The 22,600-nt window shown below is 65.5% G+C and carries 23 protein-coding genes; 11 read left to right on the forward strand and 12 right to left on the reverse strand.

The features are described 5' to 3' along the window. Positions 1-173: 173 nt before the first annotated feature. The gene (locus tag AAFG07_RS24245; RefSeq protein WP_342722379.1) at positions 174-977 is read left to right on the forward strand and encodes an outer membrane beta-barrel protein; all 804 of its coding nucleotides are present in this window, start codon (positions 174-176) and stop codon (positions 975-977) included. Positions 978-1,104: 127 nt separating this feature from the next. Continuing rightward, entirely contained in the window at positions 1,105-1,830 is a 726-nt protein-coding gene (locus AAFG07_RS24250) for a sulfite exporter TauE/SafE family protein (RefSeq protein WP_342722380.1), read from the forward strand. 48 nt (positions 1,831-1,878) lie between these two features. Here AAFG07_RS24250 and AAFG07_RS24255 read toward each other — a convergent pair whose 3' ends face one another. Then, on the reverse strand, positions 1,879-2,298 hold the full coding sequence (locus AAFG07_RS24255; protein WP_342722381.1) for a hypothetical protein: 420 nt from the start codon (positions 2,296-2,298) through the stop codon (positions 1,879-1,881). Positions 2,299-2,892: 594 nt separating this feature from the next. Between AAFG07_RS24255 and AAFG07_RS24260 the strand changes: the two genes are divergently transcribed. The 8 genes from AAFG07_RS24260 (at position 2,893) to AAFG07_RS24295 (ending at position 11,580) form a co-directional block, all read left to right on the forward strand. Beyond that, the gene (locus AAFG07_RS24260; protein WP_342722382.1) at positions 2,893-3,180 is read left to right on the forward strand and encodes a hypothetical protein; all 288 of its coding nucleotides are present in this window, start codon (positions 2,893-2,895) and stop codon (positions 3,178-3,180) included. Positions 3,181-3,579: 399 nt separating this feature from the next. Continuing rightward, positions 3,580-3,951 carry a hypothetical protein gene (locus AAFG07_RS24265; protein ID WP_342722383.1) on the forward strand — a complete coding sequence of 124 codons (372 nt, stop codon included), beginning with the start codon at positions 3,580-3,582 and terminating at the stop codon, positions 3,949-3,951. 96 nt (positions 3,952-4,047) lie between these two features. Next, positions 4,048-5,529: a DNA repair protein RadA gene (radA, locus tag AAFG07_RS24270; protein ID WP_342722384.1), complete on the forward strand. Its 1,482-nt coding sequence runs from the start codon at positions 4,048-4,050 to the stop codon at positions 5,527-5,529. Positions 5,530-5,698: 169 nt separating this feature from the next. After that, positions 5,699-6,334, forward strand: a complete 636-nt coding sequence (locus AAFG07_RS24275) for a CvpA family protein (protein ID WP_050406454.1) — start codon at positions 5,699-5,701, stop codon at positions 6,332-6,334. A 26-nt stretch (positions 6,335-6,360) separates the two neighbouring features. Next, positions 6,361-7,938 (forward strand): amidophosphoribosyltransferase, encoded by a 1,578-nt coding sequence (gene purF, locus AAFG07_RS24280; protein WP_342722385.1) that lies wholly within the window; start codon positions 6,361-6,363, stop codon positions 7,936-7,938. Between the two features lie 177 nt (positions 7,939-8,115). Then, positions 8,116-8,856: an SDR family NAD(P)-dependent oxidoreductase gene (locus tag AAFG07_RS24285; protein WP_342722386.1), complete on the forward strand. Its 741-nt coding sequence runs from the start codon at positions 8,116-8,118 to the stop codon at positions 8,854-8,856. 188 nt (positions 8,857-9,044) lie between these two features. Continuing rightward, entirely contained in the window at positions 9,045-10,181 is a 1,137-nt protein-coding gene (locus AAFG07_RS24290; protein WP_342722387.1) for a hypothetical protein, read from the forward strand. Between the two features lie 172 nt (positions 10,182-10,353). Next, positions 10,354-11,580 carry an ABC transporter substrate-binding protein gene (locus AAFG07_RS24295; protein WP_342722388.1) on the forward strand — a complete coding sequence of 409 codons (1,227 nt, stop codon included), beginning with the start codon at positions 10,354-10,356 and terminating at the stop codon, positions 11,578-11,580. 148 nt (positions 11,581-11,728) lie between these two features. Here AAFG07_RS24295 and AAFG07_RS24300 read toward each other — a convergent pair whose 3' ends face one another. The 4 genes from AAFG07_RS24300 to AAFG07_RS24315 form a co-directional block, all read right to left on the reverse strand. Beyond that, positions 11,729-12,298, reverse strand: coding sequence for a DUF2147 domain-containing protein (locus AAFG07_RS24300; RefSeq protein ID WP_342722389.1), 570 nt, complete (start codon positions 12,296-12,298; stop codon positions 11,729-11,731). A gap of 51 nt (positions 12,299-12,349) precedes the next feature. Continuing rightward, entirely contained in the window at positions 12,350-13,012 is a 663-nt protein-coding gene (locus AAFG07_RS24305) for a DUF3313 domain-containing protein (RefSeq protein ID WP_342722390.1), read from the reverse strand. Between the two features lie 392 nt (positions 13,013-13,404). Next, positions 13,405-14,079, reverse strand: a complete 675-nt coding sequence (locus AAFG07_RS24310; protein ID WP_342722391.1) for a TetR/AcrR family transcriptional regulator — start codon at positions 14,077-14,079, stop codon at positions 13,405-13,407. A 263-nt stretch (positions 14,080-14,342) separates the two neighbouring features. Beyond that, the gene (locus tag AAFG07_RS24315; protein WP_342722392.1) at positions 14,343-14,546 is read right to left on the reverse strand and encodes a hypothetical protein; all 204 of its coding nucleotides are present in this window, start codon (positions 14,544-14,546) and stop codon (positions 14,343-14,345) included. A 199-nt stretch (positions 14,547-14,745) separates the two neighbouring features. Between AAFG07_RS24315 and AAFG07_RS24320 the strand changes: the two genes are divergently transcribed. Then, positions 14,746-15,138 carry a nuclear transport factor 2 family protein gene (locus tag AAFG07_RS24320; RefSeq protein ID WP_342722393.1) on the forward strand — a complete coding sequence of 131 codons (393 nt, stop codon included), beginning with the start codon at positions 14,746-14,748 and terminating at the stop codon, positions 15,136-15,138. A gap of 4 nt (positions 15,139-15,142) precedes the next feature. Here AAFG07_RS24320 and AAFG07_RS24325 read toward each other — a convergent pair whose 3' ends face one another. From AAFG07_RS24325 to AAFG07_RS24355, 7 genes are all read right to left on the reverse strand, one after another. Then, a complete protein-coding gene (locus AAFG07_RS24325) occupies positions 15,143-16,387 on the reverse strand; it encodes a TCR/Tet family MFS transporter (protein WP_342722395.1) in 1,245 nt (414 codons plus the stop codon). Further along, the gene (der, locus tag AAFG07_RS24330; RefSeq protein ID WP_342722396.1) at positions 16,384-17,766 is read right to left on the reverse strand and encodes a ribosome biogenesis GTPase Der; all 1,383 of its coding nucleotides are present in this window, start codon (positions 17,764-17,766) and stop codon (positions 16,384-16,386) included. The genes AAFG07_RS24325 and der overlap by 4 nt, the downstream gene beginning before the upstream one ends. A gap of 179 nt (positions 17,767-17,945) precedes the next feature. Continuing rightward, positions 17,946-18,500: a hypothetical protein gene (locus AAFG07_RS24335; protein WP_342722397.1), complete on the reverse strand. Its 555-nt coding sequence runs from the start codon at positions 18,498-18,500 to the stop codon at positions 17,946-17,948. 39 nt (positions 18,501-18,539) lie between these two features. Beyond that, the gene (locus AAFG07_RS24340) at positions 18,540-19,196 is read right to left on the reverse strand and encodes a tetratricopeptide repeat protein (RefSeq protein WP_342722398.1); all 657 of its coding nucleotides are present in this window, start codon (positions 19,194-19,196) and stop codon (positions 18,540-18,542) included. A gap of 320 nt (positions 19,197-19,516) precedes the next feature. Then, positions 19,517-21,109 carry a class I adenylate-forming enzyme family protein gene (locus AAFG07_RS24345; protein ID WP_342722399.1) on the reverse strand — a complete coding sequence of 531 codons (1,593 nt, stop codon included), beginning with the start codon at positions 21,107-21,109 and terminating at the stop codon, positions 19,517-19,519. 10 nt (positions 21,110-21,119) lie between these two features. Continuing rightward, positions 21,120-21,941, reverse strand: coding sequence for a 3-methyl-2-oxobutanoate hydroxymethyltransferase (gene panB, locus AAFG07_RS24350; RefSeq protein WP_342722400.1), 822 nt, complete (start codon positions 21,939-21,941; stop codon positions 21,120-21,122). Between the two features lie 2 nt (positions 21,942-21,943). Next, positions 21,944-22,528, reverse strand: a complete 585-nt coding sequence (locus AAFG07_RS24355; protein ID WP_342722401.1) for an NnrU family protein — start codon at positions 22,526-22,528, stop codon at positions 21,944-21,946. Positions 22,529-22,600: the final 72 nt, after the last annotated feature.

A 22,600-nucleotide genomic window follows, 5' to 3' on the forward strand; every position in this document is an offset into this window, starting at 1 on the left:
ACGATGGGAATCTGATGCACCTGTCATCGTCCGGCTTGACCGGGAGGCCGCAGGGAAAGCCGGGAGCCTATCGACGCACGCGAATGCGGCCGGATGTGGCGGACCGGGTACAGCCGGAGGTGGTGCAAATCGACTAGCCTGGCATCGATTTGATTCATGCATTGGGTCTGCCCATGAAGACATATTTCGTCGCCGCCTCCATGCTCATGCTCGGCATTGCAAGCGCGTCCGCTGCCGACCTTGCCGCCCGCCCGTACACCAAGGCGCCCCCGATCGTCGCCGCCACCAATAACTGGAGCGGCTTCTACCTCGGCGCCAATGGCGGCGGCGGCTGGAGCCGAAAGTGCTGGGACGTCGTGCCCTTCGCCATCACCAATCCGGCGCTCGGCGTCGTGAATTTCACCGGCCCGGAAGGTTGCCACACCGCGAGCGGCGCGACCGCCGGCGGCCAGATCGGTTATCGCTGGCAGCAGGCGGCCTGGGTATTCGGCGTCGAAGCGCAGGGCAATTGGGCCGACCTCTCCGGCTCGAACCCGTCCACAGCCCCGCTGTTTGCGGGCTTCGCCAACCGCTCGAAGATCGATGCCATCGGCCTGTTCACCGGACAGATCGGCTATTCCTGGGGTTCCTTCCTGCTGTACGCCAAGGGCGGCGCGGCCGTCGTGCGCGATCGGTACGAGAGCTTCATCACGCCGGCATTTGGACCGGGCGTACCGGTCGGCTTCATCGCCGACCGCGGCAGCGAGACGCGCTGGGGTGGCGCGATCGGCGCCGGCGCCGAATATGCGATCGCACACAACTGGTCGCTGGCGATCGAATACGACCATCTGTTCATGGGGACCAACAGCGTTCGCATGACCTACGATCCGGTGTTCATCGCCCAGCTCAACCATGACGAACGCATCCGCCAGGACGTCGACATGGTGACGGTGCGGGTCAACTACCGCTTCGGCGGCCCGGTCGTCGCGAAATACTGACGCTGCGCGCGACGGCACGTCCCCGGTTCAAGGCGCCCTTGCGCCGTCTCGAACCCTGAGGTCACACTGAGCCTTCGCTTTCGAGACACGCATCCGGCGTGGCTCGGGATCACGTCCCGGAGTGCGCGTGGGCTTCCTGTTCGTCCTCATCGTCGGCCTCGTCGCCGGCACCATCTCGGGCATCGTCGGCACCGGCTCGTCGATCATGCTGATGCCGGTGCTGGTCTATCAGTACGGGCCGAAACAGGCGGTGCCGATCATGGCGGTCGCGGCCGTGATGGCCAATCTGTCGCGCATCCTGGCCTGGTGGCGCGAGGTCGACTGGCGCGCCTGCGCCGCCTACTCGGTCACGGGCATTCCGGCCGCAGCGCTCGGCGCGCGCACCCTGCTCGCTCTGCCTTCGCGCGCGGTCGACATCGCGATCGGCGTGTTCCTGATCGCGATGGTGCCGGTGCGGCACTGGCTGGCCCAGCACAGACTGAAGGCCAGTCTCTGGCATCTCGCAATCGGTGGCGCCGTGATCGGCTATCTCACCGGCGTCGTGGTCTCGACCGGCCCGCTCAGCGTGCCGCTGTTTTTGTTCTACGGCCTCAGCAAGGGCGCGTTCCTCGCCACTGAAGCGGCGAGCTCGCTCGGGCTCTATGTCAGCAAGTCGGTGACGTTCGAGCGGTTCGGCGCGCTCACACCGGACATCGCGCTGAAGGGCCTGATCGCCGGCGCCTCGCTGATGGCCGGCGCCTTCATCGCCAAGCGCTTCGTGCTGCAGATGAAGCCGGAGGCGTTCCGCCTGATCATGGACGGCATCATGCTGGCGGCAGGCACGGCGTTGCTGTGGTCGGCTGCGCTCCACTGACGCGATATCCAGGCCGATGCTTCAACATCGGCCTGATCGCGCAACAGCCTAGGCTGTGTATTCGACCCATGACGAATCGACGAGCACGTAGTCAGCCGGGAACCAATAATAGTAATCGGTCAGGTCGTCGTAGACCCAGTAGCCGTAGTAGTAGGTGTCGGCCTGCGCGACCTGCATGCCGACAAGGGTTATGCCCGGAGCCGTCTCAGCCAACTTCTGACGCGACCGGACTTTCTTTACTTGCATCCCGACGGCGCTGATGCCCGTGACCTTGCCGTTGTTCACCTCGGCAAGGACGTCGACCTTTTTTCCGGTCGAATGGATCTTGTGCTTGCCATTCTTCTTGATGTTTTCGCCAAGCAGGTCTTTTCCGTTGAGTTGGTGCTTCTCCTTCGCGAAGGCGATGCGAGACGCGCCTGCCGTGGTGGCTGCCGCGATCACTCCGAGTACGTGACGCCGACTAATCATAAACTTGCTCCGTTTGGGAATGGCTCTACGCCGACAACGTCGTCAGGATGCTCCTGCAGGTATTGCGACCAAGTCACTTTAGTCATTTGCACTGAACCCGCGATGAACCGATCGACCACAGATAAGCTGCAAGGTTTTCAAATTTCCGACGCCGAATCGTGGCACCTCCCGCACATTGGCCCGCGCCCACCACGCGTCGCGCAAACGGATTTCGACGTGACGAACACGACTATCCTCGCAGGGATATCGTAATTCTACGGGGCGCTCTGCGCACCTCGTGGGGTGTACGCCGAAAGAGCCTTGTTTAGCGCTCGCCTCCCGTTGTTATCCGGATTGCCTCCATCCGGCGACTGCGCTTATGACAACTTCATTACTTGCACTCGACCGTTTGCGGACAAGAACTTTGCTCCAGCAGGCATCACGGGGTTGATCGACGACCCGGATGCGAATCCCGAGAGTCAGGCGACACATGGTGCGCAATCGAGCGCGCACCTCAGCGGCTGATGTCGGCCTGACGGATTCGGGATCGCAAGTCGAAGCATTGGCAGTCGCGGGTTGTCAGAACCCGCGACAGACGGGAAAGGCAGGCGCGCGATGCGCAAGATGATGATCACGACTGCGGCGGCCGTCACGTTCGCCATTGCTGGTGCGGCCTTGTGGCCGACAGCACGGCCCGATGTCGAACACCTCGGTGACAGCGTTTACGAGACGATCTGGGTCTGGCGAATTCCGGCATATGCGAACAATCCGTCCTGGCGCGTTCGCTGGAGTTGGACCGATCCGCTGCGCGCGCAGGCACGATGCTGCCGGGCTTTGCCGACGGGTTTGGCGCCGCGCGAGAATTCGCCGCTGCTGCTGTCGGGGCGAGACATCCGCGCTTGAACGCGGCCGTCGATCGGGCAGCCGCGCATTTGATTCAAATTCGCGTTGTAGTTGAATTCACTTTTTATCCTTAACCAGAAACCCGATCTTTAATTTACATCTGCAGGATGCGGTTTACCTTGTCTCCGCGAACACAGCGGACTCGGGGACAAAAAGATGCGCCAGTTAAGCCTCACGCTGTCATTGGCCTTCTTTCTCACAGCACAAGCCTTGAGCGTCGCCGCGGACGATACGAAATCGGGCCAACCGGGTTCGGCTGCTGCCGTTGACCGCGTCGCGTGTTCCCTGCAACCGAAAGCCGAGGAACCGTCCGATCCGTCATCGACATCGGCTATTCCTCACGCTGAAAAATTCGTCGCACGGGAACATTTCAAGGAGGACATCGCGTCGAGCGCGCCGGTGAAGATCTCCTGGTTGGGTGCGACCTTCGCGCGCCGCTTCACCGACAAGGTCGAGGACGATACCGGCGGCGCATCGTTGCAAACCTATGTGCTGAGCGCCGCCGCAAGCGACAAGGACATCCTCGCCAGGCTCGGTCAGAGCCACGAGAGCAGGCTTGCCGACGTGTGGTGCGCGTTGAAGCAGCAGCCCAACGGCAACGGCGGCCCTCTGGAGGTCAACGCCAAGCCGAACGTGTTTTACGTCCGCGATATCGCAGGAGAGCTTGGTGCCGTCGACGTGCTCTGGGGAGGCGTCGGATGGGAGATCGGCGCCAGCCCGGTGGGAGACAGGCCGCGATGGCCGGCCGGAACGCGGGTCTTCTCTCGCTGAGCCCGTCGTCCCATCAGGCGCTCCATCTTCGATGGATCGTGCGCGCCGACCGAACCGTGCTATGCATCGTGGGCGATAGCGCGACTCACCTGCTCCATGGCCAAATCAACCCTCTCCTTCGTCTGCCAGAACTGCGGCGCGGCGTATAATCGCTGGCAGGGCAAATGCGATTCCTGCGGCGAGTGGAACACGCTGGCCGAGGAGGACACCACGGGCTCGGTGCCAGTCTCGATCCGATCGAAGCGCAAGGGGCGGACGTTCGCGCTGGAATCGCTGTCCGGCAAAACCCAGGACGCGCCGCGGCTGTCGTCGGGCATGGCCGAGCTCGACCGCGTCACCGGCGGCGGCTTCGTCCGTGGCTCGGTGCTGTTGGTCGGTGGCGATCCCGGCATCGGAAAATCCACGCTGCTGACCCAGGCGACCAGCATGATGGCGCGCGCCGGCCACCGCGCGGTCTATATCTCCGGCGAAGAGGCGGTCGCTCAGGTGCGGCTGCGCGCCGAGCGGCTCGGGCTCGCGGACGCGCCGGTGCAACTCGCCTCCGAGACCTCGGTCGAGGACATCGTCTCGACGCTGTCGGAAGGCGCGGTACCGCGGCTGATCGTGATCGATTCGATCCAGACCATGTGGACCGACACGGTCGAATCCGCGCCCGGCACGGTGACCCAGGTCCGCGCCTCGGCGCAGGCCCTCATTCGCTTCGCCAAGAAAACGGGGGCAACGATCATCCTGGTCGGACACGTGACCAAGGACGGCCAGATCGCCGGCCCCCGCGTGGTCGAGCACATGGTCGATGCGGTGCTGTCGTTCGAGGGCGAAGGCTCGCAGCAGTTCCGCATCCTGCGCTCGGCGAAGAACCGCTTTGGTGCGACCGACGAGATCGGCGTGTTCGAGATGACCGGCCTCGGGCTGCGCGAGGTCACCAATCCCTCGGAACTGTTCCTCTCCGAACGCGAGCTCGGCAGTCCCGGTACCGCGGTGTTCGCCGGCATCGAGGGCACCCGCCCGGTGCTGGTCGAGTTGCAGGCGCTAGTGGCGCCGACCTCGCTCGGCACCCCGCGCCGCGCCGTGGTCGGCTGGGACCCGAGCCGGCTGTCGATGGTGCTGGCGGTGCTGGAGGCGCATTGCGGCGTCAAATTGTCCGGACATGACGTCTATCTCAATGTCGCGGGCGGCCTGCGCATCCAGGAGCCGGCCGCGGACCTCGCCGCTGCCGCCGCGCTGGTCTCCTCGCTGGTGAATGCGCCGTTGCCGACGGACGCGGTCTATTTCGGCGAGATTTCGCTGTCCGGCGCGATCCGCCCGGTGGCGCAGACCCCGGCCCGGCTGAAAGAGGCCCTCAAGCTCGGCTTCGGCCGCGCCATCCTGCCCGAATCGGCCCGCGGCGATGGTGGCGGCGATAGCGGGCTCGCGCTGAACAGCGTCGGCAATCTGACCACGCTGGTCGCCGAAATTGCCGCGCGCGGGACGCCCCGAGGGGGCCGGGCCGCACCGAGGGACGACCAGGACGGCTCCCGGGGCGCTGATGCGGCTGAGAAAAATGCCACACCGGCCCGATTCCGTCGCGAGACCAGCTAAAGCAGGCGTGACGTATCAGCCCCCCGCCGCTATACATCCGCCGCGCGGGACTGGTGGTGTTGCGGCCTTGCCGAATGCCCCCGATGCGCCTCAGTTAGGACGGCACCGACTTTGCCGATTCGCGAGCCCTTAACAGCGGACCAAACGTACCAGCGGACCTGACCAGCCGATGCCCATAACGATACTCGATCTCGTCCTGCTCGGCGTGATGCTGATCTCGGGCCTGCTTGCCATGGTGCGCGGCTTCATGCGCGAGATCCTGTCGATCGCGGCCTGGGGCGCCGCAGCCCTGGTCACCCTGTATGCTTTCTCGAAGCTGCTGCCGACCGCCAAAACTTACTTCAATAACGACACGGTCGCGGCCGTGGTGGTGGTGGCCGGCGTCTTCATCGGTACGCTGATCGTGGTCTCGATCATCACCGTGCGGATCTCGGACATGATCCTGGATTCCCGGATCGGCGCGCTCGACCGCACCCTCGGCTTCCTGTTCGGGCTCGCCCGCGGCCTGCTGATCGTGGTGGTGGCGTTCATGTTCTTCACCTGGCTGGTTCCGGACAAGCAGCGGCCCGATTGGGTGACCGGCGCGAAGTCCCGGGTGGTGCTGCAGGGAACCGGGGATTGGCTAATGGCGCTCTTGCCTGACGACCCCGAGAACACCATCTTAAAGAAGTTCAAGAAGAATAAGCCGGACGACGATTCTGCGGCTGATACCAACGATCAGGCAACGCCGGCGTCGGGCGATGGCTATAGCAAACCTGCGCGTGACAGCTTGAAAAAGCTGATCGAGAAACCCGCGGGCCGATAACTTATTTGGGCCCCTGACGAGAGGCGATGAACGAGATGCAAACCCCTTCCGATCAAGCCGCCCAGATGGATCTCGACCTCGGGCCGATCGAAATGCAGGACCATCTTCGACAAGACCATCTCCGACAGGACCACCGGGACGACGATTTCAGATACCACCCCGATCTCGATGGCGACACGCTCCGCGAGGAATGCGGCGTGTTCGGCGTGTTCGGCCACCCCGAGGCGGCCGCGATCACCGCGCTCGGGCTGCACGCCCTGCAGCACCGCGGCCAGGAGGCCGCCGGCATCGTCTCCTTCGACGGCGGTCGCTTCCACAGTGAACGCCGCCTCGGCCTGGTCGGCGACGCCTTCTCCCGCCGCGAGGTGATCGATCGGCTGCCTGGCAACGCCGCGGTCGGCCATGTCCGCTACTCCACCACCGGCGGCACCATCCTGCGCAACGTGCAGCCGCTGTTCGCCGAGCTCAGCGCCGGCGGCTTTGCGGTCGGCCACAACGGCAACCTGACCAACGGCCTGACCCTGCGCCGCGAGCTGGTCAAGGGCGGCGCCATGATGCAGTCGACCACCGACACCGAGGTGATCCTGCATCTCGTCGCGCAGTCGAAGCGCACCCGCTTCATCGACCGTTTCATCGAGGCGCTGCGCACCATCGAGGGCGCCTACGCGCTGGTCGCGCTGACCAACAAGAAGCTGGTCGGTGCCCGCGATCCGCTCGGCATCCGTCCGCTGGTGCTCGGCGATCTCGACGGCCGTCCGATCCTGACCTCGGAGACCTGCGCGCTCGACATGATCGGCGCGAAATATGTCCGCGATATCGAGCCCGGCGAGATCATCGTGTTCGACGAGCGCGGCGCGCACAGCCACAAGCCGTTCCCGCCGAAGCCGGCGCGGCCCTGCATCTTCGAGTACATCTATTTCGCGCGGCCGGATTCGATCGTCGGCGGCCGCTCGGTGTACGACGTGCGCAAGGCGTTCGGCGCCCAGCTCGCGCGCGAGAGCCATCCCGAGGTCGACGTCGTGGTGCCGGTGCCGGATTCCGGCGTGCCCGCCGCGGTCGGCTACAGCCAGTATTCCGGCGTGCCGTTCGAGCTCGGCATCATCCGCAACCACTATGTCGGCCGCACCTTCATCCAGCCGACCCAGACCGTGCGCGAACTCGGCGTGCGCATGAAGCATTCGGCCAACCGTGCCGCGATCGAAGGCAAGCGCATCATCCTGATCGACGACTCGCTGGTGCGCGGCACCACCTCGAAGAAGATCGTGCGCATGATGCGCGACGCCGGCGCCCGCGAGGTGCATTTCCGCCTCGCCTCGCCGCCGATCCTCTATCCCGACTATTACGGCATCGATCTGCCGGATCGCGGCGGCCTGCTCGCCGCGACCCATTCGCTCGAGGAGATGCGCGACATCATCGGCGCCGACTCGCTCGCCTTCCTGTCGATCGACGGCATGTACCGCGCGATGGGCTATGAGGGACGCGACCCCGCCAATCCGAGATTCGCCGACCATTGCTTCACCGGCACCTATCCAACCCATCTCACCGACCAGAGCGAAACCGAGCCCGCGCCGCGCCAGCTCTCGCTGCTGGCCGAGGCGAGCTGACGCCCCATCCACGGTGTCGTCCCTGCCTAGGGCGCGATTGCGCTCCGGAGCAGGGACCCATAACCACCGGCCCTCGTTTTTTCGGGCGGTATCGGTTACGAACACCTTTGCACAGCACGGCCGCCGCGGCGTATGGGTCCCTGCTTTCGCAGGGACGACGACGATAGAGTTACGTTCATGACAAAACCCCTCGCCTCCCGGATTGCCCTCGTGACCGGCGCCTCGCGCGGGATCGGCTATGCGACATCGGTCGCGCTGGCCAAGGCCGGCGCGCATGTCGTGGCGGTGGCGCGGACCCAGGGCGGGCTGGAAGAGCTCGACGACGAGATCCGCAAGGGCGGCGGCAGCGCCACGCTGGTGCCGCTCTCGCTCACCGATTACGAGGGCATCGCGCGGCTCGGGCTCGCACTGCATGAGCGCCACGGCAAGCTCGACATCCTGGTCGGCAATGCCGGCACTGCCGGCCCGTCCTCGCCGCTCGGCCATATCGAGCTGAAGCCGTGGAACGATGTGTTCGCGATCAACGTCACCGCCAATTTCCAGCTGATCCGCTGCATGGACCCGCTGCTGCGCCAGTCCGACGCCGGCCGTGCGGTGTTCGTCACATCAGGCGTGGCGCACAAGGCCAACGCCTATCTCGGCCCCTATGCCGCCTCGAAGGCCGCGCTCGATGCGCTGGTGCGCTCCTGGGCCAACGAGACCGCCAACACGGCGCTGCGCGTCAATCTGTTCAGCCCCGGCCCGATCCGCACCCGGATGCGCGCGCAGGTGTTTCCCGGCGAAGACCCGATGACGCTGGATACGCCCGACATGGCCGCCGAATTCATCGTGCCGATGTGTTCGCCGGACTGGACCGAAACCGGCAAGCTCTACGACTACAAGGCGCGCACGCTGCGGAGTTTCCAGCCGCCGGTGTAACCATATCCGGCCGCCGTCATTGCGAGGAGCGGCAGCGACGAAGCAATCCATGCGTCCGTATCCGCGGAAGAATGGATTGCTTCGCTGCGCTCGCAATGACGGTGGTACCCGTTGACACCCTCCCCTCCCCGCGATTGACTGCCCTCCTCAAGCGGGACACCCCGCCAAGAAAAATCTCGGGAGGCATCATGACGCCGACGTTCAATCGCGCGCGCTCCATTCTGTCCGGATTGTTTCTCTCCGCCGGCATTGCATCATCAGCCCTTTTTGCTCTGCCAACGCCCGCCAGGGCCGGTGACGTCCCGACCTTCGCAGTCGATGCGTCGTGGCCCAAGCAGCTGCCGAACAACTGGATCATCGGCCAGGTCGGCGGCATCACCGTCGACTGGCAGGGGCACATCTGGGTGGTGCACCGGCCGCGCTCGCTGACCGATGGCGAGAAGGCGGCGAGCCTCACCCCGCCGCGCGCGAAATGCTGCGTGGCGGCGCCGCCGGTGCTCGAATTCGATGTCGACGGCAATCTGCTGCGGGCCTGGGGCGGCCCCGGCGACGGCTATCAATGGGTCGGCCGCGAGCACGGCATCGAGGTCGACGAACGCGGCTTCGTCTGGATCGGCGGCAATGCCGATGACGACAGCGCGATCCTGAAGTTCTCGCTCGACGGCAAGTATCTCGGCCAGATCGGCAAGATCGCAGCCCGCACCAACAGCAACGACACCACCCAGCTCGGCCGCCCCGCCGAGATGGCGATCGACAAGGATGCCAACGAGCTCTACATCGCCGACGGCTACGGCAACCGCCGCGTCATCGTGTTCGACGCCACCACGCTGGCCTACAAGCGGCACTGGGGCGGCTACGGCAAGCTGCCCACCGACGACAAGCAGCCGCCTTATGATCCAAGCGCCGCGGTGCAGGAGCAGTTCGGCAATCCCGTGCATTGCATCAAGATCGCCAATGACGGGCTGGTCTATGTCTGCGACCGCAGCCAGAACCGCATCCAGGTGTTCAAGAAGAACGGCACCTTCGTGAAGGAATGGCTCTACGAGAAGAACACCCGCGGCGACGGCGCGGTGTTCGATCTCGCGCTGTGGCCCGATCCGAAGCAGACCTATCTGCTCAACGCCGACGGCGCCAACAACGAGATCCGCGTGCTGAAGCGCGACGACGGCAACGTGGTCGGCACCTTCGGCCATAGCGGCCGCAATGCCGGACAATTTGCCCTGCTCCACGTCATGGCGGTCGACCAGAACGGCAACGTCTACACCGGCGAGGTCGAGGGCAAGCGGATCCAGAAATTCAAGCTGACCTCGGATGCGCTCAAATAAGCGGCACCCAGAGCTTCGGTTCTGATTGAATCATGACGCTTCGACGCAGCTCATCCGGCTTTATGCGGATTGCCGCTCGCCGAAGGAAAGGGTAAGCGGAAACGCGAACGACCGGCACAAGGCTCCACAAGAGGGCCGCCCCGGAAAAAATTGACAGTGGAGGGAATGTCTCATGACGACGACGCTCGCACGGCGCCACGCCGTGCTTCTCGCTTGCGCTGCACTCGGCCTTGCTACGCCAGCCTTTGCTCAGGACAAGAACGTCAAGATCGGCGTGCTGAACGACATGTCGGGCCTCTATGCCGACATCGGCGGGCCCAATTCGGTGGCCGCGGCCAACATGGCGGTGGAAGATTCCGGCCTGCGCGCCAAGGGCTGGAAGATCGACGTGGTCAGCGGCGACCACCAGAACAAGCCGGACGTCGGCGTCAACATCGCGCGCAACTGGATCGACAACGAGAAGGTCGACATCATCACCGATACGCCGAACTCCGGCGTCGCGCTGGCGGTGAGCAACCTTGCCAAGGAGAAGAACTCGATCGTACTCAACTCGGGCGCGGCGACCGCCGATCTCACCGGCAAGGCCTGCAACGCCAACACGATCTCCTACACGTTCGATACCTACATGCTCGCCAACGGCACCGGCAAGGCGCTGACCAAGGCGGGCGGCGACACCTGGTTCTTCCTCACCGCCGACTACGCCTTCGGCCACGCGCTGGAGCGCGACACCTCGGCGGTCGTCACCGCGAACGGCGGCAAGGTGCTCGGCGGCGTCAAGCACCCGCTCAACACCGCTGATTTCTCCTCGTTCCTGCTGCAGGCGCAGGCCTCCAAGGCCAAGATCATCGGCCTCGCCAATGCCGGCGGCGACACCACCAACGCGATCAAGCAGGCGTCCGAATTCGGCATCACCGCGGGCGGACAGAAGCTCGCGGCGCTGTTGCTGTTCGTCAACGACGTGCACGCGCTGGGCTTGAAGATCGCACAGGGCCTGACCTTCACCGAGTCGTTCTACTGGGACATGAACGACCAGACCCGCGCCTGGTCGAAGCGCTTCCAGAAGGTCTCGCCCAAGAACGCGATGCCCTCGATGACGGTGGCCGGCGTCTATGCCGGCGTGCTGCATTACCTGAAGGCGCTCGACGCGATGGGCAGCAACCCGCATGACGGCGCCAAGGTCGTCGCCAAGATGAAGGAGATCCCGACCGACGACCCGCTGTTCGGCAAGGGTCCCTTACGGATCGACGGCCGCCGCATCATCCCGGCCTATCTGTTCGAGGTGAAGAAGCCGGAAGAGTCCAAATATCCGTGGGACTATTACAAGCTGATCGCCACCATCTCGCCGGAAGACGCCGCCAAGCCGCTCGAGGCGAGCGATTGTCCGCTGGTGAAGAAGTGACCGCGTAGCGGTCATTCCGGGGCGCGCGAAGCGCGAACCTCAGGTGCGCAATTGCGCACCGGGGAATCTCGAGATTCCGGGTTCGATGCTGCGCATCGCCCCGGAATGACTCGCTCCGTCTTAGCGAGTTCACGGAGGGTGCATCCCATCACTTCGCCGCCGACTTCGCCTTCGCAGCCGCCGGCAGCGATGCCCATTCCCGGTCGGCACGCGGGCCGCCGGCGTCGCCGGTCAGACCGACGAGCTGTCCCGGCTGAACGTCGAACGTCTGCGTCCAGGTCTGGGTCTGACACAGCAGCTTGAGCAGGCACCCCTTGAGCTTGAGCCGGTCGAACGCGTCGCGCCACAGCGCCACCGAATAGGACTTGCCGTCCTCGGCATTGTAGATGTCGCCGTCGAACCGGCCCTCCGGCGACAGCTTCAATCCGAGGATCAGCTGATGGCCGAGCAGCGCGCGCGCTCGCTTGTCGGGATCGGGATTGAAGCCGTCGCGGAACGGCTGGCCGCGAGGGTCGAGCGGATCCTTCATCCACACGATGAAGCCGCAGATGCGGTCGCGCGCGGTGCCGCAGCGCTCGAGGCGGATGCGTGCGCGTCCATCTTCGGTCAGCCATGTGCCACTCGGATCGCTCGATGCGATCACTTCGGCATGGCCGGTTGAGCTCATCAGAATGGCGGCGACCAGGCTGCGCAAGAACAGGCGAACCATGTAATTCATTCGACAGCACCTTTCATTGTCGGGATCGTTGCGGCAGGCGCGACGCGCGCCTCACTTCAGTTGCGCCATGAAGGCATCGGCACCCTTGTCGATGCCGGTGGTGGCGGCGGCGAGATCGCCGACGCTGGCCTTGATGTCGTAGGCGTTGGGATATTGCTTGCTGACGTAGGCACCGAGCAGGCGCGCGGTCGAGCTGTCGAACATCTCGACGGCATAGATCACCGAGCCCGTCATCGTGCCCTCGCCGTCACGCGCGGCCTGCACGCCGTTGTAGATCGCGCCGGCCATATCGAAGCGCGACAGCGTGCCGAGCACCGGCGTGTTGGCGACCGCGCCGGTCAGCGTCAGCCGCACCCGGAACGTGTTCGGCCCGCGCGTATTCACCAGCATGAAGCGGCCGCGCAGCTTGTCGGCGAAGCGGGTCTGCATGTAGGCGGCGAGCGTCTGCTTGTCCTTCTCGGACATGTCGCCGAACTGATGATCCGCGCCGCGATAGATCACGACCGGATCGAGCATCACCTTGTTGTAGCTCCGCCAATCGACCGGCGGCGCATAGCGATACGGCACACGCCCCGACGAGTCGGACGTATCAGGCGTCATGTAGGCCGATGAGGCCACGTCCGAATAAGCCACCGGCGTGACGGCGGCACATCCTCCGGCGAGGACGCAAAGCGCCATCGCTCCCAGACCGCGCGCGGCGATCGAGCTCTCCATTCCAATCTCCTCATCCGACCCTAAAGCGGAAGAGCAGCTCGGCCGCAGCCGCGTCCGGGGCTGAAGTTACGGCTGCGGCCGTCACTGCCGATCTGGCTCGCCGTCGCGGCGCCGCCAGATCTTGCCTCAGTGCAGCAACTATAAAACCGACCAGTTGGTTTGTAAAGTTGCAATCGCAGGAAACGCGTCGGAAAAATCCGGCGATCGATTTGCCGTGGAAGCTGGCGAGACCGCTTCGCGAGCGACGGTCCCGCGTTGTCACAAACCCGCGATATCTCTTGTGCTACCGCACCAGCTGCCGGGGGATTTCAGGGGCCCGGTGACGATCCAACGCCGCCAAGCGATCCATATTCCGCTTGGGCGGCGTTGTGCTTTCGGATCGCGGCGGAGATTCAGCCGCGCTTGCGCGCCGATGCCGGCTTCGCGGCCCGTGCGCCAGCAGGCCGCGGCGATGCGGTGTGTGCCGCCGTCGCCTTGGATGGCTTTGCGGCCGCCGTCGCGCCCTGCTCGCTCGCAGTCCACTTGCTGTCGTCGAGCAATCGCTCGAACAGGCGATCGCGCTCCGCCTCGGTCAGCGACGACAGGCCGAACAACGAGCTCAGCAGCAGCCCCCTCGCCGCCGCCCAGCGCAGCAGCGCGAGATCCGGATCGCGCGCCTCGGCCTTCATCAGCGCGACCTTCTTGATGTCGACATCGCGCGGCATCGCCATCAATTCGGGATTCTCGTTCATCGCCGCGAGCAGTGCGAACGCCCCGGCCCGCGGCGTCGAGATCGCTTCCCGCAGCGTTGCGATCTGCGCCGCCAGTTCCGGCTGATCCGTGGTCTCGCGTGCCTTTTCGAGGTAGCGGCTCGAGAACTCCTCGAAATGCGCCATCTGCTGCTCGAGCAAGGCGCGCAGCACCGCTTCCTTGGTGCGGAACTGATGCATCACGCCGCCCTTGCTGAGACCGCTCTCGCGCGCAATCGCATCCAGCGTCAGGCGCCCCGGTCCATCGCGCGTCACGATGGTGATCGCGGCGTCGAGTGCGGCGTTGCGGGAACGTTCCGAGCGGGAAGGATTATCCATGGTGTACTCAAGAAATGGAATTACTCAGGAAGGAGTCGCGTGAGATCACAGTATCTCAGCGGCATCAGTCAATCTCAAGCGCTGGATCGGAGCTCGCCTGGCAGCGCAACGACGTCCCGGAAAGCCAATGCCGGCTCCAGGTCACACGTCACTTCGAGGAATCAATCATCGCGCTACCCGGTCGCTCGCGCACACCAACTCCCCGTGCCGCGCACCGTTTGCAGCAGGCGGCGGCGCAGGCCGTGAAGGAAGCCGTGAGCCATTCAGCCGATCACCTTCTCTCCCCGGCCACGCCGGCGGGCAACAGATTCCGCGTCGGCATGACTGGCGGCGACGATCGTGCCGTGCCTGTTGCCGTCGAGCTTCAGGTCGGTGAGATAAACCAGGCCGCGCGACGTCAGCAGCGCGGCCTGCGCGTCGCTGAAGCGGGTCAACTCATCGCAGATATCAACGACCTCGTCGTCCACCATGCTCCTCCTGCCGAGGCGGCCTCCGGGCGAGACGCGCGTCTTCGTCAGTCCATCTTATACAAACCAACCAGATGGTTTGTAAACGGTAAAATGATGCAATCCGCGAGATCGGGCCCGGACGCATCGGCGTGTCGGATCGGTGCCCTCGTATTCGTCCTCGAAGCATCGATCAGCCAGCACTCGGAGCACGCGAGCAATGACACAGCACAGCCACACGGCAGAAACCGAAGTCAGAACAATCATCGAAGCCTGGGCGGACGCCGTCCGCAGGCACGACTATGCGGGCGTTCTCGCCCATCACGATCAGGACATCGTGATGTTCGACGTGCCGCCGCCGTTCCAGTCACGCGGACTTGATGAATACAGGAAGACCTGGGATCTGTTCTTCGGCTGTCAGCGTCCGTCCTACGCCTTCAATATCGAGGACATCGCGATCACGGCCGGCGACGACGTGGCCTTCGCCGTCGCCGTGATGCGGTGCGGCGCGCCCGACGCCACGTTCCAGTTCCGCCTGACGATCGGGCTACGCAAGATCGACGGCAGCTGGCGGATCACGCACGAGCACCATTCGGTGCCGGCGACGGATTAGAACGCTACGCTCTCTTCGCCGTTGCGCGCCAGGCGATGGCAAGCGCGAGCAGCAGCAGCGCGCCGGCCAGATAGAACGGCGCACCGGGCAGCTTCACCGGCACGTTGTCGCCGATGAAATAGGCAAACGTCAGCGTGAACAGGAATGGGCCGATCAGCTGCGAGACGCTCTGCACGCTTGATGTCGCGCCCTGCAGCTGGCCCTGCTGATCCGGCGCCACGAGCTGCGTGGTCAGCGCCTGCGTCGCGGCGCCCGCGACGCCCCACAACGCCATCACGGGAATGCCGATCCAGAACGCCGGCCCGGTCGGTGCCGCACCGAAGATGAAGAAGCCGGCCGCGCCAAAGCCGAGCCCGAGGAACAGCGTGTTGCGCTCGCCAAAGCGCTTGACGATCGGGCCGATCGCCGCGCCCTGCACGATCATGGCGCAGACGCCGACCAGCGCCAGTGTCGCGCCGACGGTGCCGGTGTTCCAGCCGTAGCGATAGGTCGCATAGAGCACGAAGACGGAAGGCAGCACGACATGGGCAAGCTGGGCGAAGAAAGTCGTCAGCGACAGCCCGGCGAGCACGCGGTTCGAGCGCAGCAAGTGCAATGCGCCGAGAGGATTGGCGCTCCGCCAGCGGAACGGCGAACGACGCGCCACGGGCAGCGACTCCGGCAGGATCAGCAGGCCATAAAGGCCGTTGGCAAGGCTGAGGCCGGCCGCCACCCAGAATGGCAGCCGTGGATCGAATTGGCCGAGCAAGCCGCCCAGCGCCGGCCCGAGGATGAATCCGGCACCGAAGGCGACGCCGATCTTGCCGAACACCGCGGCGCGCTGCTCCGGCGCGGTGACGTCCGTGATGTAAGCGAACGCGGTCGAAATACTTGCCGAAGTGATGCCCGAGATCATCCGGCCGATGAACAGCCAACCCAGCGTCGGGGCGAGCGCCATCACGACATAGTCGGCGACAAGCCCGAAGTTCGACAGCAACACAACGGGCCGGCGGCCGAAACGATCGGACAACGCGCCCAGGATCGGCGAGCAGAAGAACTGCATCAACGCCCAGATCGTGCCGAACAGTCCGAAGATGCGCGCAGCGTTCGCAGTGTCGTTGTTGACGAAACTCTCGATCAGCTTCGGCAGGATCGGGATCACCACGCCGAGCGCGAGCGTATCGAGCAGGATGGTGACGAAGATGAAGATGACGGCGGCACCGCGTGCCTGTGGCGCGTCAGTTCTGCCGTTCGCCGCCTCTCCGCTCACGACGGCCGTTTGCGCTTGTGGGCGAACGGATTGGCCTTCTCGCGCAGCGTGATCCGAATCGGCGTGCCCGGCAGATCGAAGGTCTCGCGCAGCGAGTTGGTGAGATAACGCAGATAGGATCTCGGGATCGCATCGGCGCGCGAGCAGAACAGCACGAAGCTCGGCGGACGCGCCTTCACTTGCGTGATGTAGTTCAGCTTCAGCCGGCGGCCCGAGACGGCCGGCGGCGGGCTCGCCTGGATCGCCTGCTCGAACCAGCGATTGAGCCCCGCGGTCGGCAAGCGCCGGTTCCAGACCGCATAGGCTTCCTGGATCGCAATCATCAGGCGGTCGATGCCCTCGCCCATCAGGCCGGAGACGGCGACGATCGGCGCGCCCTTGACCTGCGGCAGCCAGTGGTCGGCATCGATGCGCAGCTGCGAGATCTGGTTGGGCTTGCGCTCGACGAGGTCCCATTTGTTGACCGCGAGCACGATGGCACGGCCTTCGCGCTCGATCAGGTCGGCGATCCGCAGATCCTGCTCCTCGAACTTGTTCTGCGAGTCCATCATCATCACGACGACTTCGGCGAAGCGCACCGCGCGCAACGCGTCGGCGACCGAGAGCTTTTCCAGCTTCTCCTCGATCCGCGAGCGGCGGCGCAGGCCGGCGGTATCGAACACGCGGAACTGGCGGCCCTGCCAGGTGATCTCGACCGCGATGGAATCGCGCGTGGTGCCGGCCTCGGGGCTGGTCAGCAGCCGCTCCTCGCCGAGCAGATGATTGATCAGCGTCGACTTGCCGGCGTTGGGCCGGCCGACGATGGCGACGCGGATCGGGCGCTGCGCGGCCTCCTCCTCCGAAATGTCCTCGTCGTCCTCGACGTCGTCGTCTTCCTCTGGTGTCGCGGGCACCAGCGCGCTCAGCGCCTCATGGAGGTCGCCCATGCCCTCGCCATGCTCGGCCGAGATCTGCACGGGATCGCCGAGGCCGAGCGCGTAGGATTCCATCGCGCCGATCTCGCCATGCTTGCCCTCGGCCTTGTTGGCGACCAGCACCACCGGCTTGTTGGCCTTGCGGGCGAAGTCGGCGAAGGCGCGATCGGTCGGCGTCAGGCCGACGCGGGCGTCGATCACGAACATCAGGGCGTCGGCGAGCGCGATCGCGGTTTCGGTCTGCTCCTGCATCCGCGCCGTCAGCGAGCCCTTGGCGCCCTCATCGAGCCCCGCGGTGTCGATGATGGTGAAGTCGAGATCGTAGAGCCGCGCCTGGCCCTCGCGGCGATCACGGGTCACGCCGGGCTCGTCGTCGACCAGCGCGAGCTTCTGGCCGACCAGCCGGTTGAACAGCGTCGACTTTCCGACATTGGGCCGGCCGATAATGGCGATGGTAAAAGACATGGATCATCCCGGCGCCGCGGCGCGGCGCGCGTCTAATGAATTGAAGCAGGAGCCTAAAGCGCGATGAGATCGGATTGAAACGTCATCGCGCTTTAGATTCCTGTTTTAGCATGATCTCCGCGCAAACGCGTTCCGCGTTTGTCGCGAGGGAAAACCGCTTCGCACTTTTCCGGATCATGCTAGCGGCTAAATCCGCCGCTCGGTAGCGGCGCGGGGAACGAGCCGCCGGATTGTTGCGTGGTCTGGGTCTGCTGCGCCGGCGCCGCAGGCTGCGCCTGCTGGTCGTCGGCGGGCGGCGCGGTGGTGCGGCGGCGGACGATCTTCTTCGGCTTCGGCTCGGGCGGCAGCGCGGCGGGCGCGCCCTCCTCCGGCGCCGCCGCGTCGGGAGCTGCGGCCTGATCCGCGGCCGGTGCGGCGCGCTTGGTGTGCTTCTTGGCGCCCTTCGGCGGCTCGGGCGGCGGAGCCGGCTGAGCGGCGGCCGCCGCGGCGTTCTGCTGATCGAGCTGTTCCTGCTGCGAGCCCTTATACAATTCCTTCGGCACGCCCTGCTCGAGGCCGGGCACGCCTTCCGGGAACACCGGCTTGCGGTCACCGGCCAGCTTCTTCTTGCTGTCGAGGAAGTCGAGCAAATCGCTCGGATCGAAATTGGACATGCCGCCACCGCCGCAGCCGGCCAGCACGCTGCAAAGCGCTGTCAGAACTGCGGCTGCGATCAGGCGTTGTGAGCGGCGCATGGTCGATCTCTCACTCAAACTCGGGTTTCGCGCGCCAAGTCAGCTCTTCGCGACCGGCGGCAACAGTGCCTGCAGCGCTTCGGCGCGCGACCGCAGGCTCGGCGGCGTCTCGCCGTCATTGGCAATCTGGTCGAGCCACTTCCGCGCGGCGGTGGCATCGTTGGCGCGCCAAGCCGACAGCGCCAGCAGCTCGCGGGCGGAGTGGCGGAACGTCGAGTCCTTCGACGTCGCCGTCGCTTCCAGCCGCTGCACCATGTTCGGATAGGTCGTGGTGTCTATCACCATCTGCGCGGCACGGATCCGCGCCAGATCCTGGTCGGGGCCGCCGACGCTGCGGTCGGCCGCGATCTCGTCATAGAGTTTCGCAGCGGCCGGCTGATCGCGGGTCGCGACCTCGGCGGCCATGCGCAGCCGCGCCAGATTGCGGTAGCCGGACGGCGCCTTGGTGATCAGGTCGGCAAACGCGGCCTCGGCCTCGGCATGCTTGTTCTGGTCCGACAATTCGACGGCGCGGTCGAACGCCGCACCGGCCTCGGCGGCCTTCTTGCCCTCGAGATATTGGTAGCCACGCCAGCCACCGACGCCCGCGACCACCAGGATCGCCAGCGCGATGATGAAAAGCGAGTACTTGTCCCACAGCTTCTTGAGCTGATCGCGACGGACTTCCTCGTCGACTTCGTCAAATAATTCAGACACTTAAGGCTATCCCATCCCCTCGGGACCGCGAATCTCGGTGGAGCTTGGCCCCTACCTGATCCCCACATCGCGGCGGCGTTACCCTAACGGTGTGGCAGAGGCAAGGCAAAGCGAGGCGGATCAAAGCGTTAACCGGGGAAGTTTGCCATGGGCCGCAGCGGGACTGCGTGGGCTCCCTCTCCCGTTTGCGGGGGAGGGTTGGGGTGGGGGTGCCTCCACGAGTCGGATCTTGAAGGAGGCCTCTTTGCGGAGAGAGCCCCCACCCGCATCGCATCTTCGATGCGATGCGACCTCCCCCGCAAGCGGGAGAGGTAAGGAAGCTAGGACGCCGAGAGGCTCTCCCTGAGCTGGCGCTTGATCACCTTGCCGTTGGCGTTGCGCGGCAGCGGCTCTGATGTCAGCGCCATCGTCTCCGGCACCTTGTAGTCGGAGAGCCGCTCGGCGCACCAGGCGCGCAGGCTCTCTGCATTGACCTCGCTGCGGGTCACGATCACGGCGTGGACGCGCTCGCCGAGCACCGGGCACGGTTTTGCGATGATCGCGCTCTCGACGACGGCCGGATGGCCTGAAAGCACGGACTCGACCTCGGCGGAATAGATCTTCAGGCCGCCGCGGTTGATCATGTCCTTCTGGCGGTCGAACACGCGGACGAAGTTGTCGGCATCGACCGAGCCGAGATCGCCGGAATGCCAGAAGCCGGCGGTGAAACTCTCGGCGGTCGCCTTCGGATTGTTCCAGTAGCCCTTGATGACAGAGGCGCTGCGGATCCAGAGTTCGCCGATTGCGCCGCGCGGCACCTCGCCGCCATCGGTGCCCATCACGACGATCTCCGCGCCGGGACACGGCAGGCCGACGCTGTCGATATGGGTGGCGGTCAATTCACCCGGCATCAAGGTCGAGGGCGACGTGGTCTCGGTCGCGCCGTAGCAGTTCGCGAGCTTGAGCCCGGGAATCTTGGCGTCGAGTTTTTCGATGGTCGCAACCGGCATCGGCGCGCCGCCGAATCCGCCGATGCGCCAGCTCGACAGATCGTAGCTGTCGAAATCCGGCTGCATCAGGCAGAGATTGTACATCGCCGGCACCATCACCGTGTAGCTGACGCGCTCGCGCGCCGCGACCTTCAGATACTCCGACGCCTTGAACTCCGGCATGATGATCAGCGCACCGGCGCAGCGCGCCATGGTGGTGATATTGGCGACCGCGCCGGTGACATGCGCGAGCGGCACCGCGGCGATCGAGCGATCGGCCTTGGTCAGTTTCAGGCAAGATGCGAACACCATCGAGGAGTGGATGATGTTGCAATGGGCGAGCATCGCGCCTTTCGGCCGGCCGGTGGTGCCCGAGGTGTAGAGGATCATCGCGGTGTCCTCTTCCCTCACCTCCGCGGGCGCCGGCGCGGGAGCATTGTCGCGCAAGGCGGCGAATTGCGACGCGCTGTCGTCGCTGACGGTGATGCGATGCGCGAGGCCGGGAATATCGGCGGCATCAGGGATGCGGTCGGCCAGCGTGACCTCGTGCACCAGCAGCTTCGCGCCGCAATCGTTCAGCACATAGGCGATCTCGGGCTTCTGCTGGCGCGTCGAGAGCAGCACCGTGACGAGGCCGGCATGGGCGGCGGCGAACATCGTCAGCACGAACTCGATGCGGTTGCCGAGCAGGATCCCGACGCGGTCGCCGGGGACGAGGTCGAGCTTTGCAAAGCCCGCTGCGACCTTCGCGGATTGCTCGGCGACCTCGCGCCAGTTCAGGCGCGTCGCGCCGCAGACCAGCGCCTCGCCGTCGCCATTCTGCGCGACGGCATCCGCGATCATCGCCCACAGGCTGGCCGGCCGCTCGGCGAAGGCAGGCACGACGCGGTCGCCGAAGCGCGGCTCGAGCCGCATCGGCGGCAATGCGTGTTGCGACCAGTCCATGCGCGCCTCGTCAACTCTTCTTCATGCCGTAGACGTGCTCCGGGCCCGGAAAGGCGCGGCTCTTTACGTCGCGCGCATAGCCCGCGATCGCCTCCTCGATCATCGGGCCAAGGTTGCCGTAGCGGCGCACGAATTTCGGCGCGCGCGGCGACAGGCCGAGCATGTCCTCCAGCACCAGCACCTGGCCGTCGCAGGCAGCGCTGGCGCCGATGCCGATGGTGGGAACATCGATCGATTGCGTGATCTTGCGCGCCAGCGGCTCGGCGACGGCCTCGACCACGATCGAGAAGGCGCCCGCTTCCGCGATCGCCCTGGCGTCGTTCTCGATCGGCGCCCAGGTCTCCTCCTCGCGGCCCTGCGCGCGGAACGAGCCAAGCGTGTTGATCGATTGCGGCGTCAGGCCGATATGGCCCATCACGGGAATGCCGCGCTCGGACAGGAACGCCACCGTCTCCGCCATCCGCGCGCCGCCCTCGAGCTTGACCGCGCCGCACAGCGTCTCCTTCATGATCCGCACCGCGGACTGGAACGCCTGCTCCTTCGAGCCCTCGTAGGAGCCGAACGGCATGTCGACCACGACCAGCGCGGCTTGCGAGCCGCGCATCACGGCGCGGCCCTGCAGGATCATCATGTCGAGGGTAACCGGCACCGTGGTCTCGAAGCCGTGCATCACGTTGCCGAGGGAATCGCCGACCAGGATGGCGTCGCAGTGGCGGTCGACCAGCGCCGCGGTGTGCGCGTGGTACGACGTCAGCATCACGATCGGCTCGCCATTCTTGCGGGCGCGCAGATCCGGCGCGGTCTTGCGCTTGATGGCGGATTGAACAGACATAGTCAGGCTCCCATGACAGGCACGCCGATCACGACCGGGTGGAACGCAAACGCCAGCGCCAGATAGACGATGACACCGACCGCGATCGCGATCAGGTCGTTGGTCGGGCCGCCCACCGGGATCGGCGGCCCGCCGGCATCCGCGCGGCGCTTCAGCGAGATGCGGTCATAGACCGCCCAGCCGAGAAACGAGCCGAACAGGATGATCGAGCCGAGATCGCCGTTGGCGAGCAGATGCGCGAACGCCCACAGCTTGACGCCCGCCAGCATCGGATGCTTCAGCGTGGTGTAGATGCGGCCGCGGATATAGGCCGCCACCACCATAATGACGGCCGGCAGCATCAGCGCCACCGCGATGTGCTTGAACGCGGTCGGCGGCGTCCAGACGTCGATCCAGCCGGTCGCGCGGTAGTGGCCGAAGCCCCAGATGATCAGCGCGAGCCCGGCGAACGACACCAGCGAATAGACGCCCTTGTAGGCCCCCTCGCCGATCGCATTCACGATGCCGGCGCGCAACTCGCGCAGGCTGCTCAGCACATGGATGCCGAGGAACAGCACGAGACCCAGGATCATGACGAGCAGTCCCACGATGTTCCTCCCTGATTGATTACTGTCTTCGCGTAACATCTTCGCCGGGCGGGACGCAATCCGTCACGCCGG

Source organism: Bradyrhizobium sp. B097 (assembly GCF_038957035.1).
Lineage (GTDB): Bacteria > Pseudomonadota > Alphaproteobacteria > Rhizobiales > Xanthobacteraceae > Bradyrhizobium.

What these genes read in the sequence shown, in the direction of transcription:
- AAFG07_RS24245 (WP_342722379.1), top strand. Translation starts at nt 174, where the DNA reads ATGAAGACATATTTCGTCGCCGCCTCCATGCTCATGCTCGGCATTGCA.
- AAFG07_RS24255 (WP_342722381.1), bottom strand. Translation starts at nt 2,298, where the DNA reads ATGATTAGTCGGCGTCACGTACTCGGAGTGATCGCGGCAGCCACCACG.
- AAFG07_RS24260 (WP_342722382.1), top strand. Translation starts at nt 2,893, where the DNA reads ATGCGCAAGATGATGATCACGACTGCGGCGGCCGTCACGTTCGCCATT.
- radA (WP_342722384.1), top strand. Translation starts at nt 4,048, where the DNA reads ATGGCCAAATCAACCCTCTCCTTCGTCTGCCAGAACTGCGGCGCGGCG.
- AAFG07_RS24275 (WP_050406454.1), top strand. Translation starts at nt 5,699, where the DNA reads ATGCCCATAACGATACTCGATCTCGTCCTGCTCGGCGTGATGCTGATC.
- purF (WP_342722385.1), top strand. Translation starts at nt 6,361, where the DNA reads ATGAACGAGATGCAAACCCCTTCCGATCAAGCCGCCCAGATGGATCTC.
- AAFG07_RS24285 (WP_342722386.1), top strand. Translation starts at nt 8,116, where the DNA reads ATGACAAAACCCCTCGCCTCCCGGATTGCCCTCGTGACCGGCGCCTCG.
- AAFG07_RS24290 (WP_342722387.1), top strand. Translation starts at nt 9,045, where the DNA reads ATGACGCCGACGTTCAATCGCGCGCGCTCCATTCTGTCCGGATTGTTT.
- AAFG07_RS24295 (WP_342722388.1), top strand. Translation starts at nt 10,354, where the DNA reads ATGACGACGACGCTCGCACGGCGCCACGCCGTGCTTCTCGCTTGCGCT.
- AAFG07_RS24300 (WP_342722389.1), bottom strand. Translation starts at nt 12,298, where the DNA reads ATGAATTACATGGTTCGCCTGTTCTTGCGCAGCCTGGTCGCCGCCATT.
- AAFG07_RS24305 (WP_342722390.1), bottom strand. Translation starts at nt 13,012, where the DNA reads ATGGAGAGCTCGATCGCCGCGCGCGGTCTGGGAGCGATGGCGCTTTGC.
- AAFG07_RS24310 (WP_342722391.1), bottom strand. Translation starts at nt 14,079, where the DNA reads ATGGATAATCCTTCCCGCTCGGAACGTTCCCGCAACGCCGCACTCGAC.
- AAFG07_RS24320 (WP_342722393.1), top strand. Translation starts at nt 14,746, where the DNA reads ATGACACAGCACAGCCACACGGCAGAAACCGAAGTCAGAACAATCATC.
- der (WP_342722396.1), bottom strand. Translation starts at nt 17,766, where the DNA reads ATGTCTTTTACCATCGCCATTATCGGCCGGCCCAATGTCGGAAAGTCG.
- AAFG07_RS24335 (WP_342722397.1), bottom strand. Translation starts at nt 18,500, where the DNA reads ATGCGCCGCTCACAACGCCTGATCGCAGCCGCAGTTCTGACAGCGCTT.
- AAFG07_RS24345 (WP_342722399.1), bottom strand. Translation starts at nt 21,109, where the DNA reads ATGGACTGGTCGCAACACGCATTGCCGCCGATGCGGCTCGAGCCGCGC.
- panB (WP_342722400.1), bottom strand. Translation starts at nt 21,941, where the DNA reads ATGTCTGTTCAATCCGCCATCAAGCGCAAGACCGCGCCGGATCTGCGC.